This window comes from Streptomyces sp. NPDC059008 (assembly GCF_042749045.1).
In the GTDB taxonomy this organism is placed as follows: Bacteria; Actinomycetota; Actinomycetes; order Streptomycetales; family Streptomycetaceae; genus Streptomyces.
Map to the genome: position 1 here is coordinate 44,278 of NZ_JBHYJC010000014.1, position 17,746 is coordinate 62,023.

12 protein-coding genes are annotated in these 17,746 nt (G+C 72.8%); 2 read left to right on the plus strand and 10 right to left on the minus strand.

Going from position 1 to position 17,746, the window contains the following annotated elements; translation table 11 throughout:
* The first annotated feature begins 140 nt into the window (after window positions 1-140).
* A complete protein-coding gene (locus tag ACFWZH_RS18825) occupies window positions 141-983 on the plus strand; it encodes an alpha/beta fold hydrolase (protein WP_384431847.1) in 843 nt (280 codons plus the stop codon).
* Between the two features lie 166 nt (window positions 984-1,149).
* Here the strand turns inward: ACFWZH_RS18825 and ACFWZH_RS18830 are convergent, their stop codons facing one another.
* The 6 genes from ACFWZH_RS18830 to ACFWZH_RS18855 all read right to left on the minus strand — a co-directional run bounded on the left by ACFWZH_RS18830 (window position 1,150) and on the right by ACFWZH_RS18855 (window position 12,218).
* A complete protein-coding gene (locus ACFWZH_RS18830; RefSeq protein ID WP_384431850.1) occupies window positions 1,150-2,619 on the minus strand; it encodes an amino acid permease in 1,470 nt (489 codons plus the stop codon).
* 513 nt (window positions 2,620-3,132) lie between these two features.
* A complete protein-coding gene (locus tag ACFWZH_RS18835; protein ID WP_384431853.1) occupies window positions 3,133-7,557 on the minus strand; it encodes an SAV_2336 N-terminal domain-related protein in 4,425 nt (1,474 codons plus the stop codon).
* The gene (locus tag ACFWZH_RS18840; protein ID WP_384431856.1) at window positions 7,554-8,567 is read right to left on the minus strand and encodes an AAA family ATPase; all 1,014 of its coding nucleotides are present in this window, start codon (window positions 8,565-8,567) and stop codon (window positions 7,554-7,556) included. Before ACFWZH_RS18840 ends, ACFWZH_RS18835 begins: the two co-directional genes overlap by 4 nt.
* A 43-nt stretch (window positions 8,568-8,610) precedes the next feature.
* Complete coding sequence (locus tag ACFWZH_RS18845; RefSeq protein WP_384431859.1) at window positions 8,611-10,785, minus strand: trypsin-like peptidase domain-containing protein; 2,175 nt, start codon at window positions 10,783-10,785, stop codon at window positions 8,611-8,613.
* 8 nt (window positions 10,786-10,793) lie between these two features.
* Window positions 10,794-11,231, minus strand: a complete 438-nt coding sequence (locus ACFWZH_RS18850) for a CU044_2847 family protein (RefSeq protein ID WP_384431861.1) — start codon at window positions 11,229-11,231, stop codon at window positions 10,794-10,796.
* 138 nt (window positions 11,232-11,369) lie between these two features.
* Entirely contained in the window at window positions 11,370-12,218 is an 849-nt protein-coding gene (locus ACFWZH_RS18855; RefSeq protein ID WP_384431864.1) for a thioesterase family protein, read from the minus strand.
* 94 nt (window positions 12,219-12,312) lie between these two features.
* On the opposite strand from ACFWZH_RS18855, the gene ACFWZH_RS18860 reads away from it, so the two are divergent.
* Window positions 12,313-12,948: a trimeric intracellular cation channel family protein gene (locus ACFWZH_RS18860; RefSeq protein ID WP_384431867.1), complete on the plus strand. Its 636-nt coding sequence runs from the start codon at window positions 12,313-12,315 to the stop codon at window positions 12,946-12,948.
* Between the two features lie 15 nt (window positions 12,949-12,963).
* On the opposite strand, the gene ACFWZH_RS18865 is transcribed toward ACFWZH_RS18860, so the two are convergent.
* From ACFWZH_RS18865 to ACFWZH_RS18880, 4 genes are all read right to left on the minus strand, one after another.
* Entirely contained in the window at window positions 12,964-14,394 is a 1,431-nt protein-coding gene (locus tag ACFWZH_RS18865; RefSeq protein ID WP_384431870.1) for a M1 family metallopeptidase, read from the minus strand.
* Window positions 14,395-14,490: 96 nt separating this feature from the next.
* Window positions 14,491-15,597 (minus strand): ABC transporter ATP-binding protein, encoded by a 1,107-nt coding sequence (locus tag ACFWZH_RS18870; protein WP_384431873.1) that lies wholly within the window; start codon window positions 15,595-15,597, stop codon window positions 14,491-14,493.
* Window positions 15,594-16,709: an ABC transporter ATP-binding protein gene (locus ACFWZH_RS18875; RefSeq protein ID WP_384431876.1), complete on the minus strand. Its 1,116-nt coding sequence runs from the start codon at window positions 16,707-16,709 to the stop codon at window positions 15,594-15,596. The genes ACFWZH_RS18870 and ACFWZH_RS18875 overlap by 4 nt, the downstream gene beginning before the upstream one ends.
* Window positions 16,706-17,716, minus strand: coding sequence for an ABC transporter permease (locus tag ACFWZH_RS18880; RefSeq protein WP_384431879.1), 1,011 nt, complete (start codon window positions 17,714-17,716; stop codon window positions 16,706-16,708). The genes ACFWZH_RS18875 and ACFWZH_RS18880 overlap by 4 nt, the downstream gene beginning before the upstream one ends.
* Window positions 17,717-17,746: the final 30 nt, after the last annotated feature.

The following is a 17,746-nucleotide window of genomic DNA, read 5'->3' on the forward strand; positions in this document are numbered from 1 at the left end:
ATTCTACGAGCTGGCGCGGTGGGCTCCGGGGGCGCATACGCGGCGCGCGGAAGCGCCGCACGCGCCGGGGTCCTTCCCGCGGTTCCGTCCACCCCTGGGGGCCTCGACAGCGCATGTAAGGAGTCACTACGCTTACGGTCATGACACAGTGGCTGTTGGATCGTACGTTCCGCGCTGCGAGCGGCGACGAGGTGCGGTGGGCCGCCCTCGGGGAGGACGGCGCGCCGCCGGTCGTCCTGCTGCACGGGACGCCGTTCTCGTCGTACGTGTGGCGGGGCGTCGCCCCCGCCCTCGCCGCGCGGCACCAGGTGTTCGTCTGGGACATGCCGGGTTACGGCGCCTCCGGGATGCGCGACGGGCAGGACGTCTCACTCGGCGCGCAGGCCCGGGTGTTCGTGGAGCTGCTGGAGCACTGGGGGCTGGCCGGGGAGCGGTCCGGGCCGGCCGTGGTCGCGCATGACTTCGGCGGCTGCGTCGCCCTGCGGGCGCATCTGCTGCATGGCGCGCGGTACGCACGGCTGGCGCTGGTCGACCCGGTGGCACTGGCCCCCTGGGGCTCGCCCGCATACCGGCTGCTGGGCGGTCACCGCGAGGTCTTCGGGCAGCTGCCGGCCGCGCTCCACCGGGCGCTGGTGCGCGAGTACATCTCCTCCGCGAGCCGTCCGGGCCTGCCGCCCGCCGTCCTCGACCGGCTGGTCGAGCCCTGGTGCACCGACGAGGGACAGCCGGCGTTCTACCGGCAGATCCAGCAGAACGACCAGCGCTTCACCGACGAGATCCAGGGGCGCTACGGAGAGATCGAGCTGCCGACGCTGGTCTGCTGGGGCGCGCAGGACGACTGGATCCCGGTGGCGAGGGGGCACGAGCTGGCCTCCCGTATACCCGGCGCGCAGCTTCGGGTCATCGAGGGCGCGGGGCATCTGGTGCAGGAGGACGCGCCCGCGGAACTCGCCGTGGCGCTGGCGGAGTTCCTGCGTCCGTAGGGCCCGTCCTGCGGATCGGGGTCGGATCCGGGTCGGCCGCCGTACCGATCGGAGGGGCCGCCGGACACGGCCGACGGGGGCACCCGGACGTCTGTGTCCGGGTGCCCCCGTCAGGGACGCGACGGCGTCAAGGGCCGTCCATGGGGAGCTCGGGAGCCCGCTGCGTTCAGCCGCGCGGCTGTCCGGCGTTCTCCAGCTGCTTGTCCTGGGTCCCCTTCACCGCGATCTGCGGGTTGCGGGCCTTCAGGACGAACCAGCCGATCGCCAGGCACACGGCCCAGCCGGCGCCGACGTACAGCGACACGCGGCTGTCGGGGTCGATGGCTATCAGGCCGGTCACCAGGAGCAGGAACGCCACCGCGATCCAGCTGCACACCGTGCCGCCGGGCGCCGGGAAGGACGAGGCGGGCAGGCGGCCGGCGACGACCGCGCGGCGGTAGAGGATGTGGCTGATGAGGATCATCAGCCAGGTCCAGATGCCGGCCGCGGTGGCCACCGAGGTGACGTAGCCGAACGCCTTCTCCGGAACGACGTAGTTGAGGATCACGCCGATGCCCATGAGGGCGGCGGAGAGGGTGATGGCGATGGCCGGGGTCTTGGAGGTGCTCAGCTTGCCGAGCGCCTTCGGGGCCTCGGCGTTGGACGCGAGGTCGCGGAGCATGCGCCCGGTGGAGTACATACCCGAGTTGCAGGACGACAGGGCTGCGGTCAGGACGACGAAGTTGACGATCGCCGCACCGGCCGGGATGCCGATCTTCGCGAAGGCGGCCACGAACGGGCTGACGCCGGGCTCGAACTCGGTCCACTTGACGACCATCAGGATCACGCTCAGCGCACCGACGTAGAAGACGATGATGCGCCACGGCAGCGTGTTGATGGCCTTGGGAAGGGTCTTCTCCGGGTTCTCCGACTCACCCGCGGTGACACCGACGAGCTCGACGGCGAGGTAGGCGAACATGACGCCCTGGAGGGTCATGAGGCTGGAGCCGACGCCCTTGGGGAAGATCCCGTCGTGGGCCCAGATGTTGGAGACCGCGGCGGCGTCTCCCGCCTGGCTGAAGCCGAAGGTGACGACACCGATACCGATCACGATCATGCCGATGAGCGCGGTGACCTTGACCATCGAGAACCAGAACTCGATCTCACCGAAGATCTTCACCGAGATCAGGTTCGCCACGTACAGGACGACCAGGAAGACCAGCGCGGTGACCCACCGTGGAACGTCTGGGAACCAGAAGTTCACGTAGATCGCGGCGGCCGTCAGCTCGGCCATGCCGGTGACGACCCACATGAGCCAGTACGTCCAGCCCGTCACGAAGCCGAAGAACGGGCCGAGGAACTCGCGTGCGTACTCCGAGAAGGAACCCGACACGGGGCGGTAGAGGAGCAGCTCGCCGAGCGCTCGCATGATGAAGAAGACAATCACGCCGGCGAGGGCGTACATGAGGATGAGGCTGGGCCCGGCCTTCGCTATGTTCGCGCCCGCGCCCAGGAAGAGGCCGACGCCGATGGCGCCGCCGATGGCGATCATCTGGACTTGACGGCTGCCGAGACCTCGCTCGTAGCCCTCTTCCGGTGTGCTGCCCGAGGCCTCGTTGCCTTCGCCGAGGTTCGTGCCGACCTGCGTTGAGGTCATGTGTGGTGCGCCTTCCGCTCCATGCCGACCCGCGCCCTTGCTTGGCGTCGGATCGGGTCTCGATCCCCCCGGATACTGATGGAGTTGCATGCCGGCGATCGGCCGACTCAAGCGCCCCCTACGCGGACATGGGTGACGCCCGGCAGGTGGTCGTGAAGATTTACCACGGTCGAATTCCAGCCAGCGTGACGCCCCTCACAGGGCAAAGGGGGCAAACCGTAAGCACCCAGGTGAATCGCCGGTCGGTGTGACCGAATCGATATCCGGTACGAGCAACCCGTTCAGCGAACAGTGATCCACAACCGATACCCCGCACCCGTTACCGATGAGGTTTTGCGGTCATACCGAGGTACAGAATCGACCATTGCGAACAAAAAGCGACAGAGCGCAACGGGTGGAGGGGGGCCGCGCCCTCCGGCCAGAAGAGCGGCGCGGCCCTGGTGGCTAGATCTGATGGCTAGATCCGGACGTCTGGACGTCGGCGACGGGCGGGGCCGCGCCGAAGGCCGTGGCCTATGCGGGGAGGCGACTGCTGAGCGTGCGCACGGCGTGGGCCGCTTCGAGGGTGTCGGGGTCCCGGGTCGACTCCGGCAGGGCCTCGGGGGAGGCCGCCTCCGCCAGGGACGTGCGCAGGAGGGCGAAGTCGGCCCGCGGGGGGCGGCCCCTGCGCGCGAACTCGTCCGTGTGGCGGGCGAGTTCGGCCTCCAGGGACGCGAGGGCGGTGACGATCGGGCCCTGGGCTGCGGCCTTGGCCCGGAGCCGGTCGCCGAGGACACCGACGGCCGCCGTCAGGTCGCGCAGGACCGTGCCGAGGGCCGCGATGTCCGTGGTGCGCGACGCCCCGGGCCTGCGCGTGCCGCCCACCGACCCGGCCGGTTTGTCCCGTAGCAGCGCTCGTACACCGTCGGCCTCCGGGGCGCCGAAGGCCTCGTAGACGCCGAGCGCGTCGCGCCAGTGCGCACGGGCGCCCTGTTTGCGGCCGAGGGCGGTCTCGGCGTGCCCCAGCGCGGTCAGCGCGTCGGCCCGCCACCGCTCGCCGCCGGGCACCAGCAGCCGCTTCGCGGCGTCCTGACCGGCGGCCGCCGCCTCGTTGGGCCGGATCAGCGCGGCCATCTCCTCGGCCATCCGACAGCGGGTGCGGCCCGCCCAGATCCGCTGGTGGTCCTCCTCGAAGAGCGGCAGCGCCTGGAACAGCGTCCGCAGCGCCTCGGTGTGCCGGCCGGCCGACGACAGCGCCTCGGACAGCGCGTACAGGCCGTGTGCCAGGCGTGGCGAGCCGTCGCCGCCGCGGCGGTGGATGTCCACACCGCGCTCGGCGAACAGCAGCGCGTCCTGACTGTTGCCCACCGCGGCCCACAGCCGCGCCAGGGCGGCGAGGGCGACGGCCTCGCCCGCCTCGTCCTTGCGGTCGCGGCACTGCACACAGGCCGTGGTGAGATACCGCCCCGCTTCGTCGTGCCGCCCCTGGTGGAGCGCGATCAGACCGCGGAGGTACGGGGCACGGGCGCGGGTGAGGGCGTCGCCGGAGCGGTCCGCCAGGCTCTCCGCGCGCCGCGCCTGGGGCTCGGCCTCGGCGACCTTGCCCAGGGCGAGGTAGGCCTCGGCGAGCGCGACCCGCGCCCGGGCCTCCGCCTGCCCCTCGCCCTCGGCGGCCGCCCGCGCGGCAACGGTCCGGCCGGCGGTCTCGAACGCGGCGGAGCGGGCCCCGCAGTCCGCCGTCACCTGCGCCAGCAGGAGAAGGTCGGCGGCGGGCCGCAGGAGGGCCGGGGCGCCCGTCGCCACCTGGCGGACGAGCGCGAGGAGGTGGGGCGTCTCCTCGGCCCAGGCGGCCAGCTCCCCAGCGGCCTCCCGCGCCGTCGGGAGGGACGGGGAGGCAGCGCGGGTGAGGCGGGTCAGCCACCGCTCGCCCGGATACCGGGTCTCGTGCAGCCGGCGGCCCATGGCCAGATACAGGTCCAGCAGCCGGGACAGCGCCTTGTCGCGCACCTGCCCGGGCAGCTCGCGGTGGGCGATCCCCCCGGCGAAGGCGCGGAGCCGGCCGACGTGGCGGTAGCGGCCGCCGGAGGTCTGCTCCACGGCGCCGATCGTCGCCAGCTCGTAGAGATGCGCCCGCGCCCGCTCCGGAGTCGTGGCCAGCAGCGCGGCGACGGCCGGCAGCGTCAGCCCGTCGCCGGACGGTACGGCCAGGAGCACCAGGGCGCGCCGTGCGGGCGGGCTGAGCTGTGCGTCGAGCCACTGGAGCAGCAGATGCTCGGGCAGCGCGGCGTGGGCCTCGGTCGCCGGCAGCCTGGCCAGCGCGATGTCGCCGGTGAGCCCGTCGAGCCGTGGGCGGCGCCGGCCGGTGATCAGTACGGCGCCGGCCCAGGCGGACGGCTCCCGCAGGAGGGCGGCGAGCGCCTCCTCGTCGTCGCCGACGTCGTCCAGGACGAGCAGCACCCGCCGCCGGGCCAGCAGCGCGCGGCAGTGCGCCCAGCGCTCGGGGCCGGCCTCCCCCATGTCGACGAAGTGCGGCCCGTCGGGGAAGTCCCCGGCGACCTCGTGCGCGACCCGCAGCGCCAGCGCCGTCTTGCCCGCACCGGGCGGACCGTGGACGGCCCAGCAGGGCTTCTCGGCGTCGTGGGACCGCAGCGCCGCCGCCAGCTCGGCGATCTCCTGCGTACGGCCGAAGAAGTGCTCGGGGACGGGCGGCAGGGCCGCGGGGCCGTCCTCGGCCAGGGGGTGGTACCGCCCGGCCAGGAGGTCGGCGCGCCAGCGTGCCAGGCGCTCGCGGGGCGCCTGGGCGAAGGGCTCGGGGAGGCCGGCGAGCGGTTCGCCCTCCCACAGGGCCAGCGCGGCATCGCACAGGCGGCGCGCCTCGGCCGGGTCCGTGGCGTCGCGGGCGTGGGCCACCAGTCGCTCGGCCAGATGCAGATCGAGGTCGACGACGGCTGCCAGGCCGTCGGGGCGGCGCAGCCCGTACCCCTCGTCCGCGTCGCCGGCCACCAGGTCCCAGTCGAGCTGCCGGCCCAGCCGGGTGGCGTAGACGTCCAGCAGCTCACGGGCCTCCCGCGGCGGCGCGGCGCCCCAGATGTCGCCGACCAGCTCGTCCGCCGTGGCCGTGTAGCCCGGCCGGAGCAGCAGGCAGGCCAGCAGCGCCCGGACCTCCGGGCCGGCCAGGAAGACCTCCCTCTCGCCCCGCCAGGCCCGCACCGGGCCGAGCACCCCGAAGCGCAGCGGCGGGCCGGCCACCGGGCGGCGCGGCCGGGGCGGCGGTGCCTCGGCGGTGACCGCCGGTGGCTCCGGCACCGCCCCGCCCATCCGCTCCAGTACCGGACTGGCGAGTACGGCGAAGGCGCGGGCCGACGCCTGCAGCCGCAGCTCGCCGTCCTCGTCGCCCATCAGGACCGGGAAGTCCGGCAGCCGCCCCAGATACGGCTCCAGCGACCGGCCGACCGCCTCGACGACCTCCACGGCCTGTTCGGTGCCGAGCCCGCTGAACAGCAGCTCCCGCACCCCGGGGCGGAAGTCGTAGACGGGCTGGACCAGTTGGCCCGCTGGTGCGCCCAGGGCGCGGTCCAGGGTCTGCGCGGCGGCGGTGTCCCGCACCTCGTCGGTGCGCTCCAGCAGGCCGCCGAGCAGGATCTCCGCGACATGGGTGGGGCCCGCGTCGCGCATCGTGGCGGCGCGGACCAGCTGCATCAGCGGGGTGGTCAGCGGGCGGACGGCGGAGAGGCGGACGGCGAGACGGTAGGCCTCGGGCGAGAACGCACCGCGGAAGCGGGCCAGCAACTCCTCGGCGGTGCCGTGCGGTTCGGGCGGCGCGGCCGGCGACGGCGCCTCGGCCAGCAGCGCCGTTTCGATCAGATGCGGCACCCCGGGGCGGGTGAGCAGCCCGGCCCACTGCTCCAGCGCGGAGGCGGTCGGATGCAGGACGGGCAGCGCGAGGAAGCCCTCCGCCTCCGGGTCGGGCTCGCCGCTCAGCGCGTCGCAGACGGTCAGCCGCCCCACGGGCTCGAACTCGCCCGGCGCGGCGAGGAGTCGGGGCCGGGCGTCCAGGGCGGTGCCGCGCCACAGCCGGCGGGGCAGCGGGTTGAGGACGGCCACCGGGCCGCCGCGGCTCCATGCGGCCAGGGCGCTAACGGCCCGCGGGCCGCGCCATCCGGGGTTCGTCCCGTCGGTGAGCAGGAAGGTCACCGCCGCGCCCGCGGCCTGCCGGCGCGGCAGGGGGCCGCCGGGGTCCCGGGGGTCGACCGGGTGGACCTGGACGGAGCGGAAGGCGGTGCTCCGGGTGAGCAGCGCACGCAGTTCGGTGGCGAGCGAGCCCCATACCTGCATGGACGGCGAGCAGTCCACCAGCAGCACCGCCGACCAGCGCCGCTCCTGTTCCGGGCGGGCGACGACATCGAGGAAGCCGGTCTCGGCGGCGAGGCGGACGGTGGCCTCGATGTCGGTGACGGTGCGGTGCGGGTGGTCCCGGAAGCGGCGCAGCGGGCGCAGCGCCCGGCCGAGCTGCTGGGCGTCGGGCAGTGCGCGCTGACCGGGGACCCGGGCGGGGCGCGCGCGGTCCGCGCCCCGCGCGCCGCCCTGGCTCCCCATGGCGTACAGGGCGCGGCGGGGCGGACCGGCGGGGGCCGAAGGCCCGGCGGACTCGGGGGCGTCGGCGGGCTCGTCGGGGTGAGCGGGGTCGGCGGGGTGGAGCGGGTCGGCGTGCTCCGGGTGCGGGGCGGTTTCGGCACGGTCATCAGGGGCGACGGGCTCGGCGGCGGCCTCACCGGGGTGTGCCGGCTCGGCGCGCTCCCCCTCGCCCGGCGCCGCCGCCCCCTGCTCCCCCGGCTCCGCCGCCGGACGGGGCGCCGCTGCGCCCTCCATCACCCGGGCCAGCCACAGCACATCGAGGAGGTCGGTGGCCCCCAGGTCGTAGCCGGCGGCCGACATCGCCTGTCGCAATGGGTCGATCATGGCGCCATGGGCTCGTCGAGGCGGTGCAGGACGGCGGCGAGGAGCTCTTCCTTGGTGAGGTCGGCGCCGCTGATCCGCAGGTGGACGGCGGCCAGCAGCTGGTCGGTGGCGAGCGTCTGGGTCTTGGCGCGCTGGTGGAAGACCTCGATGAGGTCCTCGGCGGCGGCCACCGCCTCCTCGCCCAGATTGTGCTCGATGATCTTGCGCAGCCGGTCGCCGGTCGGCTCCGGCAGGTCCAGGCGTACGCAGCGGCGCATGAACGCGGGCGGGAAGTCGCGTTCGCCGTTGCTGGTCATGATGACGATCGGGAAGTGGGCGCAGCGCACCACTCCGCGGTGGACCGCGACCCGCTCGCGGCTTCCGCTCAGCAGGACCTGCACCTCCTGCTGGTGCTCGGGCAGCCGGGCCAGCTCCGGGATCTCGAACTCACCCTCCTCCAGGACGACGAGCAGGTCGTTGGGCAGGTCGATGTCGGCCTTGTCGAGCTCGTCGACGAGCAGCACCCGGGGGCGGTCGGCGGCCAGTGCGCTGCCCAGCGGGCCCAGGCGCAGGTACTGGCCGATGTCGCCGGCCGCGGTGGCGTGCCGGGCCCTGGGTCGGCGGCCGGAGCCGCGGGGGGCCTCGCGCTCGCGCCGCAGCGAGGCCTCGCGCAGCCGGCCCACGGCGTCGTAGCGGTAGAGGGCGTCCTGGAGCGTGGAGCGGCTGTTGACCGACCAGCGCAGTACGTCGCCGAGGCCCAGCTCGTCGGCGACGGCGCGGGCCAGCGAGCTCTTGCCGGCGCCGGGCCGGCCGGTGACCAGCAGCGGGCGGTGCAGATGCAGCGCGGCGTTGACGACGGAGATCTCGTTGCGCTCCAGGAGGTAGGGCGCCTGGGCCGCCGCGCCGCGGGTGGCCGGAAAGCGACGCCACGGTGGCGGGGCGGGCAGCTCCGAGGGGCCGCGGAAGACCCACCAGTCCTCCGGCTCCGGCACCAGGCCGTCGGGGGCGCCAGCTGCGCTCTGTCCGGTCACCGCGGGTTCTCCTCGTTCGTGGCGTGCGTCCACGCACAGGTGTTCATGGTTGCGTCAACACCCAGGCGTCGGGGGCGAGTTGCGGGGGACGGTGGTCCGGGGCGTCGTACAGCAGGGACAGCCGCCGGCCGTGGAGGGCGGCGCTCTCGGGCTCGGCCACGGCCTTGGCCCGCTCCAGGCGCACCGCTTCGGGGACCTCGGTGTGGTCCGTGCCGTCGACCAGGGCCAGCAGGTCCTGGGCGATGTGCTCGCCGTGTTCGGCGCGATGCCACAGCACGGTGTGCACGCCCGCCTGGACGCACTGGCGCAGCAGCGTGCCGTGGTGGTGCGGTTCGCAGCACACGATCACCGTCCCGGCGTCGCGGTGCACCTCCAGCTGGGCGCGGGCCACTTTGCGGTCGGTGTGCCGGTGGTCGAGGACCAGGCGCTTGGCGTGCGGCAGGGCCGCGGTGCGCTGTTTCCAGCCCGCGTAGCTCTCCCGGGAGCGCTCGGTGGTGCGCACCACCACCCGGCGGGTGATGCCCGGTGCGAACGGCCCGTCCTCGTCGCTGTCGGGCGACTCCCAGGAGTCGACGTCGAGGCCGAGCCAGGCGGACGGCAGGAAGTACTCCACCAGGGCGGTCTCCGGGTCCTCCCTGACCTCGGTGCGCAGCACCCGGCGGATGTCGTCGACGACCTGCTCGCTGCCCGCCTCCGCGTCCCGGACCAGCGCGAGGCGGTGCGCCTGGCCGTCGGCGAAGGTCCAGATCTGGTACGTGAAGCGACGTCCCGTGGCGGTGGGCAGCAGCTCCACCTGGACGCGCGGCGGGGCGGCGGCGGGGCGTGCGCCGGGGGCCGCGGGCGCGGCCCCGGGGGTGCGCACCGGTGACCGGGTGGCCTCCACGTCGGCGCGGAACTGGCTGACCGCCGCCTCGTCCACCCCCGAGCGGGCGGCCACCCGCTCGACCCAGGCGTCCAGGTCCTCGGCCGGATAGACCTCGCCGGCCGCGCGTTCCTCGACGCTGATCCGCACCACCGCCTGCAGCAGCGGCGGCACCGGCGCGCCGGTCGTGGAGCTGAAGCCCTCCAGCGCGTCCATGGTGTCGGCGAGGCCCGCGACGGCGGGGAGTTCCGGGGCGTGCGGGAGTACCCGTTCCAGCAGGGCCCGGGGGTCGGTACGTGTGCAGTGGGCCAGCAGGCCGGACAGGTCGCGGCGCTGGCGGGTGGTCAGGTACTCGCCGGGGCGGACCGTATGGGCGGCGCGGCGCAGCCGTTCCCAGTCCTCGCGGGCGCCGTAGAGGCCGGGTCGGGCATGGGGGTCGTACGGGGCGGCGAGGGCGGGGGGTTCGTAGTCCCGTACCAGGTCGAGGAGTTCGGGGATGCCGCGGCGGACGCCCACGGCGAGGCCGACGAGCCGTTCGAGGTCGGCCGCCGGGCCCGCGGAGGGCCTGCCGAGCCGGGCGGCGAGCCGCTGCTCGCAGGCCAGCACCGCCTCGCGGCCCTTGAGGACCCGCTCCAGTGCGGTGAGCAGCTGCTGGACGCCGCGGCGGGCGGTGGGCACCGCCGAGGGCGGCAGCGCGGGGAGTTCGGCCTCGATGGCGGGGACGCTGATGGCGTACATCGTCGCCGGCGACGACCCGGGGGCGGCGGACTCCGGGGCACGGTGCACGGCCGCGACGAGGCCGACGACGGCCTGCCGCTCGCGGTCCCACAGCGGCCCGCCGCTGAACCCCTCGGTGACCTGGGCGCCGCCGAGCACGTCCAGCGCGATCCACGGCGGCGCCGAGACCCGGGGCACCGCGCGGACCGTGGGCAGCGGATTGCCGCTGGCCCATAACGCGATGGTCTCGCCCGCGTAGTTGTGCTGCAGGAACGGTGCCGGCTCGGCGCCCGGGGGCGGGGCGTCGGTCAGCTCCAGTACGGCGAGGTCGCCGTGGTAGGGCAACCGTCCGGGCCGGACGGGGTCGTTGCCGGCCGCCTTGGCCCTCGGCGGCACCCACATCTCCGCCACGACCCGGGCCGACAGGTCCGCGCCGGCCGCGACATGCGGCAGCCTGAGCGTGACCGTCTCGCTCCGGTCGGGGAGGTCCTGGGTGAAACGCTCCCTGCCCAGTGCGCTGTTGACGACATGGGCGCAGGTCAGGACGAGTCGCTCGGCGACCAGTACGCCCGCGCCGACGGCCTGCTCGCCGTGCCGCACGGAGGCGAAGGACAGCTGGAGCGGGGTGTCCGGACCCACGCCCGCGATCATGGTGTCGCCCCGCCCGGTTCCCCCGGGTCCCGGCCGAGGTTCCAGGTGGCGGAGACCGTGAAGCTCGCCTCGCCGTTACCGGAGAACACGCCCAGGCGCAGATCGGATCCGAGGGTGACGCCGAACTCCACCGTGACCTCGTCCGGGCGGTGTTCGCCACTGGCGATCGAGCGGTGGATCTGGCCGAGGACGCCGCCGAGCGGACGCAGGGCCTCCTCCAGGACCTCCCCGCCGCGGGTCAGCGCGCGGCCCATCCGGCTGTCCACGCTGACCGGCTGGGCGGAGCCGAACGCGTCGGGCAGCTCCAGCTCACCGTCGGCGCCGTCGTCAGGGTGCACGGACCGGCCCGCGCCCGAAGGGCTCTTGGCGACCGGTTCCTCGGCCCGCAGCCACACGACGGTCCCGTCATCCAACTTCAGTGCCACGTCCCCCATGACGATCAGTCTGACATGAGGCGCAGGGCCAACGCGCGCACTTTTGCGTCACACTCCACCCTTCGGCACCGGGGGCCACCTGCGAAAAGGGGGTTCCATAGGGGGCGGCGCGGTACATGGCGGGCAGGCGCGTCGCGCCTACTCCGCGAGCAGGACCCTGGCCAACTGGCGCGACTGCGCCACCAGTCGGTCCTCGCTGTCCCAGACCTCCGCGTCCTCCTCCAGGAAGCCGCCCGCCATGTTGCGGGTGGTGATGGCGACCCGCAGCGGGCCGGGGGCCGGGCGCCGCCGGACGTGGGTGGTCAGTTCGACGGTGGGCACCCAGCCGGAGATGCCCAGGTCGAAGGCGGTGGGCGGCAGCGCGTCGACGGTCAGCAGGAGGGAGAGCGGGTCGGGGTCGCGGCCGTCGGCGAGGCCGAACCAGGCACGCATCTCGCCCCTGCCGGACGGGGCGCCGACGGCCCAGCCGGCGGTCGCCGGGTCCAGGCGGATGGCGAGCCGGTCGGCGATCGCGGTGCTCCCGGGGATGGCGGGGCGTTCGCCAGGGGCGCTGTCGGCACCCAGGCAGTGCTCGTACGGCGGGATGGCGGGCGGCTTGGCGGTCGTACGGACGTCGTCGGGCAGCGCGTCGAGATCGCCGTAGGAGGCCAGCACCCGCAGCCGCTCGACCTCGCTGCCGTCGTCGGCGAACTGCACGAGGGTGGCGGTGCCGGTCGACATCGTGCGGCCGGTGCGGACCACCTCGGTGCGGATGACGGCGGGGCCCGGGACGGAGGCGGTCAGGTAGTGCGCGGTGACCGAGAGCGGGTCGGGGTGCGGGAGGGCGTCGCCCAGGGCGCGGCCCATGAGGGCGAGGAGGTAGCCGCCGTTGACCGCCTGGATGATCGTCCAGCCGGCGGAGAGGTGGGCGTCATAGACGCCCGGGGCGCGACGGGTGACCGCCGTGTCGCGGTCGAACTCACTGTTGCCAAGCGTCACCAGAGCCATGGGTTGCACGCTACACCGGATAGTTACCGACCGGTAGTGTCAGTTTTGACGACCGCACCGGAAGCGGTCCGTCCGGCCCTGCGATGATGTCGCCATGCTTCACGTGCTCTACCTGGTCGGCGTCGCGGCCTTCGCGGCGAGCGGTGTGCTGGCCGCCTACCGCGCCAACATGGACCCCTTCGGCGGCCTGGTGCTCGCCTTCGCCGCGTCCATCTCCGGCGGGACGCTGCGCGACCTCATCCTCAACCGGCAGCCGCTGTACTGGACGCACGACTGGGTGCTGCTGACGGTGATCATCTGTGTCGGCGTCGGCACCATGATCTATCTGCGCTTCTGGACGCTGCCGCGCAAATCGCTGCTGGTCGTCGACGCGATCGGACTCTCCGTCGTCACGGTGATCGGCGCCCGCGCCGCCATCCAGGCGGGCGCCACCCCACTCGCCGTGATCATCCTGGCCGTACTGACCGGCGTCGCCGGCGAGGTCATCCGCGATGTGCTGTGCGGGGAGTTCCCCCCGCTGCTGCTGCGCGAGGACGTGTACGCGATCGCCGCGATGGCGGGCGCCTGCTGCCTGTTGCTGCTGCACCACCTCGGCGTCGGCGCCACCCCCGCCGCGGCGGTCTCGGCGGGGGTGGTCTTCGCACTCCGGATGGGCGCGGTCTACCTGGGGCTGCATCTGCCTCGGCCGCAGCAGCTGCGGCCGAGGCCGGGCCAGAAGCACACCGACTGACCCGGCCCGCGGTGCCTACTTGCCGGGCAGCGCCGGCTTCTTGCCCGTGTACAGCCAGGTGTCGAAGAGATCGTCCAGCTGCTGCCCCGAGATCCTCTCGGCCAGCGTGATGAACTGCGAGATCTCCGCGTTGCCGTAGCGGTGCTGACGCGTCCAGGTGGGCAGCAGGTCGAAGAACGCCTTGTCGCCGATGCGCTCGCGCAGCATCTGCAGCGTCATCGCGCCGCGCTGGTAGACAGCGTCGTCGAACATCGTGTCCCGCTGCGGATCGCCGACCTTGATCTTCCAGAAGGGGTCGTCGGCGGGACGGGAGCCGTAGGACTTCAGGAAGGAGTCGTGGGCGCTGGTGCGGCCCTTGTGCTCCTCCCACAGCCACTGCGCGTACGTGGCGAAGCCCTCGTTCAGCCAGATGTTGGGCCAGGTCTTCACCGACACCGAGTCGCCGAACCACTGGTGGGCCAGCTCGTGGACGATGGTCGACTCGCTGCGGACCGCCGAGTAGACGGGCTTGGACTGCACCTCCAGGGAGAAGCCGGCGTCGGGCATGTCGTCGACGATGGCCCCGGTCTCCTCGAAGGGGTACGGACCGAAGACCTTCGACCAGTAGTCGGTGGCCTCGGCCGTGACGCCGTAGACATCGACCTTGCCGGTGGGCAGCGTGGGGTCGGTGGCGACGTAGACGGGGATGCCGCCCGGGGTGGTGCCGGTGCGCACGTCGAACTTCCCGATGGTGGCGGTGGCCAGGTACGTCGCCATCGGCTTGGTCTCGCGCCAGTGGGAGTACGAGCGGTCCCCCTTGACCCGCGAGGAGACCAGACGGCCGTTGGACACGCCGGTCAGCCCCTTGGGGGCGTCGATGCGGATGTCGTAGGTGGCCTTGTCGCCCGGGTGGTCGCTGGAGGGGAACCACGTCGAGGCGGCGTTCGGCTGGCAGGCGACGAAGACGCCGTCCTTGGTCTTCATCCAGCCGTAGTCGGAGCCGAACAGGATGGGACCGTTGAGCGGCTTCGGTATGCCGCCGTAGGTCACCGTCACGGTGAACCGCTCGCCCTTGCGCAGGCGGGTGGCGGGGGTGACGGTGATCTCGTCCCCGGATCTGGTGAAGGCGGCCTTGCGCCCGTTCACCTTGATCGCGTCGACGGTGAGCTTGTGCAGGTCGAGATCGAAGGAGCGAAGGCTCTCGGTGGCCTTGGCCTTGAGGGTGGTGCGGCCGTCCAGGAGGCCGCTCTCGGGGTCGTAGCTGACGCCGAGGTCGTAGTGCAGGGCGTCGTAGCCGCCGTTGCCCAGCTTGGGGAAGTACGGGTCGCCGACGCCGGGCGCACCGCCCGAGGCACCCGGTGCGGCGGCCGACACCCCGGGCGCGGCGGCGAGGGTGGCGGCCGAGGCGACCGCGGTGGCGAGGGCGAGCAGGCGGGGAGTGCGACGCACGGAACGGGAGAGTGCCATGAGCCGTCCTTTCGAACACGCGAATGAGGGAACAATCGCGCCAACTCTGCACTCTCCCGGCCGGTTTCGCCCGGGATTTTCCCAAGCCCTCAGGTGTTACTGATCACTTGACGCCTTACCGGCCGCGGCGGGCTCCGCCGCGTTCTCCGGGTGGTGGCAGGCGACTTGGTGCCCCGTCCGCAGCGCGACCAGCGGCGGCTCGGTGGTGGTGCACACCTCGGTCGCCTTCCAGCAGCGGGTACGGAACCGGCAGCCGGAGGGCGGGTTGATCGGCGAGGGCACATCGCCCTTGAGCAGGATCCGGTCGCGCTGGGTGCGCCGCTTGGGGTCGGGCACCGGCACGGCGGACAGCAGCGCCTTGGTGTACGGGTGCATCGGCGTCTCGTAGAGCGCCTTGCGGTCCGCCAGCTCCACGATCTTGCCGAGGTACATCACCGCGATCCGGTCCGAGACGTGCCGGATGACCGAGAGGTCGTGGGCGATGATGACGTAGGTCAGGCCCAGCTCCTCCTGGAGGTCGTCCATGAGGTTGACGACCTGCGCCTGGATCGACACGTCCAGCGCGGAGACCGGCTCGTCGGCGACGACCAGCTTGGGCTTGAGCGCGAGCGCGCGGGCGATGCCGATGCGCTGGCGCTGACCGCCGGAGAACTCGTGCGGATAGCGGTTGTAGTGCTCCGGGCTCAGTCCCACCAGCTCCAGCAGCCGCTGCACCTCCTTCTTCACACCGCCCTCGGGCTCGACGCCCTGGAGGCGGAAGGGGGTGGAGACGATCCCGCCGATGGTGTGGCGGGGGTTCAGCGAACCGTACGGGTCCTGGAAGATCATCTGCACGTCGCGGCGCATCGGGCGCAGCCTGCCCGGCGACAGATGGGTGATGTCCGTGCCCTGGAACTCGATCGAACCGCCGGTCGGCTCGTCGAGCCGGGTGATCAGCCGGCCCATCGTCGACTTGCCGCAGCCGGACTCGCCGACGACGCCGAGCGTCTCGCCCGGCCGTACGTCGAAGTCGATGCCGTCGACCGCCTGCACCGCCCCGACCTGCCGCTTGAGCAGGCCCTTGGTGATCGGGAAGTGCCGCACCAGACCGCGGACCCTGAGCAGCGGCTCGGGGTCGGCGGCGCGCTGCTCGGCCGCGGCCGAGGCCTTCGGCCCCTTCTGGAGCGGGATCTCGTTGTTCTGGTCGTCAGTCGTCTCGGTCACAGCTTCGGCGCAATCTCTTCGGTCCAGATACGCTCCCGCTCCTCCGGCGCCATGTGGCAGGCGGAGAAGTGCCCTCCCCCGCCGGCCTCGCGCAGTTCGGGGCGGACCGTACGGGTGAGGTTGTCCTTGGGCACATCCGCGTACGGGCAGCGAGGGTTGAAGGCACAGCCGGACGGGACGTTGATCAGGCTGGGCGGCGAGCCCTTGACCGGGATCAGCCGCTCGGTCTGGTCGCGGTCGATGCGCGGCATGGAGCCGAGCAGGCCCCAGGTGTAGGGGTGCTGCGGCGCGTAGAAGACCTTCTCGGCCGGGCCGCGCTCGACGCACCGCCCGCCGTACATCACCAGCAGGTCGTCGGCGAGCTCGGCGACCACCCCGAGGTCGTGGGTGATGATGATGACCGCCGAGCCGAACTCCTTCTGCAGATCGCGGATCAGGTCCAGGATCTGCGCCTGGACGGTGACGTCCAGGGCGGTGGTCGGCTCGTCCGCGATCAGCAGCTCGGGGTTGTTGACCAGCGCCATCGCGATCATGGCGCGCTGGCGCATACCGCCGGAGAACTGGTGCGGATGGTCGTCCACGCGCTTGTCGGGCTGCGGGATGCCGACCCGGTCGAGCATCTCGATCGCCCGCCTGCGCGCGGTCTTCTTGTCCACGTCGTTGTGGACCCGGTAGGCCTCCATGATCTGCTTGCCGACCGAGTAGAAGGGGTGCAGCGCGGACAGCGGATCCTGGAAGATCATCGCCATCTCGCGGCCGCGCAGCCGGCGCACCTCGTCGGGATCGGCGGAGACCAGCTCCTTGCCGTCCAGCCAGATCTCGCCGGACATCCGCACCCGGCTGCGCTGCTGGCGCGAGGCGCGGTGCAGGCCCATGACGGCGAGCGAGGTCACCGACTTTCCGGAGCCGGACTCGCCGACGATGCCGAGCGTCCTGCCCTTCTCCAGGCTGAAGGTCAGCCCGTCGACGGACTTCACCAGGCCGTCGTCGGTGGGGAAGTGGACCTTGAGGTCCCGCACCTGGAGGAAGGCCGCCGGCTGCGGTCCCGCCTCGGTGGCGGCCGCGGCGTTCTGGGACTTCTCTACGGTCTTGTCCTCGGAGGAGTCGGTCACGAGAGCCTCACCCGCGGGTCGACGGCGGCGTACAGAACGTCCACCACCAGATTGCATATGACGATGAAGAACGCGGCGAGCAGGGTGACGCCGAGGATGTTCGGCAGGTCGTTGGCGTTGATCGCCTCGACCGCGAAGGCGCCGACTCCCTTGAGCGAGAAGACCTGTTCGGTGATGAGCGCACCACCGAGCAGCAGGCCCAGGTCCATGCCGAAGACCGTGATGATCGGGGTGAGGGCGGCCCGCAGACCGTGCCGCACCACCACCTTGCGCTCGCGCAGGCCCTTGGCGCGGGCCGTACGGATGTAGTCCTCGCTCAGCGTCTCCAGCATGCCGGCCCGGGTGAGCCGGGCGTAGAGCGCGGAGTAGAGGAAGGCCAGGGTGACCCAGGGCAGGACCAGGGTCCGGGCCCACAGGAACGGGTCCTCCAGCAGTGGTACGTAGTCGCTGCGTTCGAAGATCGGCCACTGGTAGGTGAACAGGGCCAGCGCCAGCGCGCCGGTGAAGAACATCGGGAGGGAGACGCCGGCCAGCGCGACGCCCATCGCCATCCGGTCGAAGAACGAGCCGGGGCGCAGTGCGGAGAGCACGCCGGTGGCGACACCGGAGACGACCCACAGCACGGCCGCGCCGGCGGCCAGCGAGAGCGTCACCGGGAGCCGGGACTGGATCTCCGGCCACACCTCGATGTGGGTCTTGAAGGAGTATCCGAAGCACGGCACATGGCACTTGGCCGCTTCCGGACCGAACTTGTAGTCGACGCCGACGAAGATGCCCTTGAGGAAGTCCCAGTACTGCTCGTACACGGGCTTGTCCAGGCCGAGGTTCTTCTTGACCGCGGCGATGTCCGCGGGCGTGGGGGCCTTTCCGATGTACTGCTGGGCAAGCTGGTCGGTGCTCTGCCCGGCCAGCTTCGGCAGCAGGAAGAAGATGCCGAAAGTGACCGCGCTGACGATCAGCAGCAGGATCACTGCGCTGATCAACCTGCGGATGATGTACGAGAACACGGGGATGCGGCGTCGGCGCCGCGGGCCGGC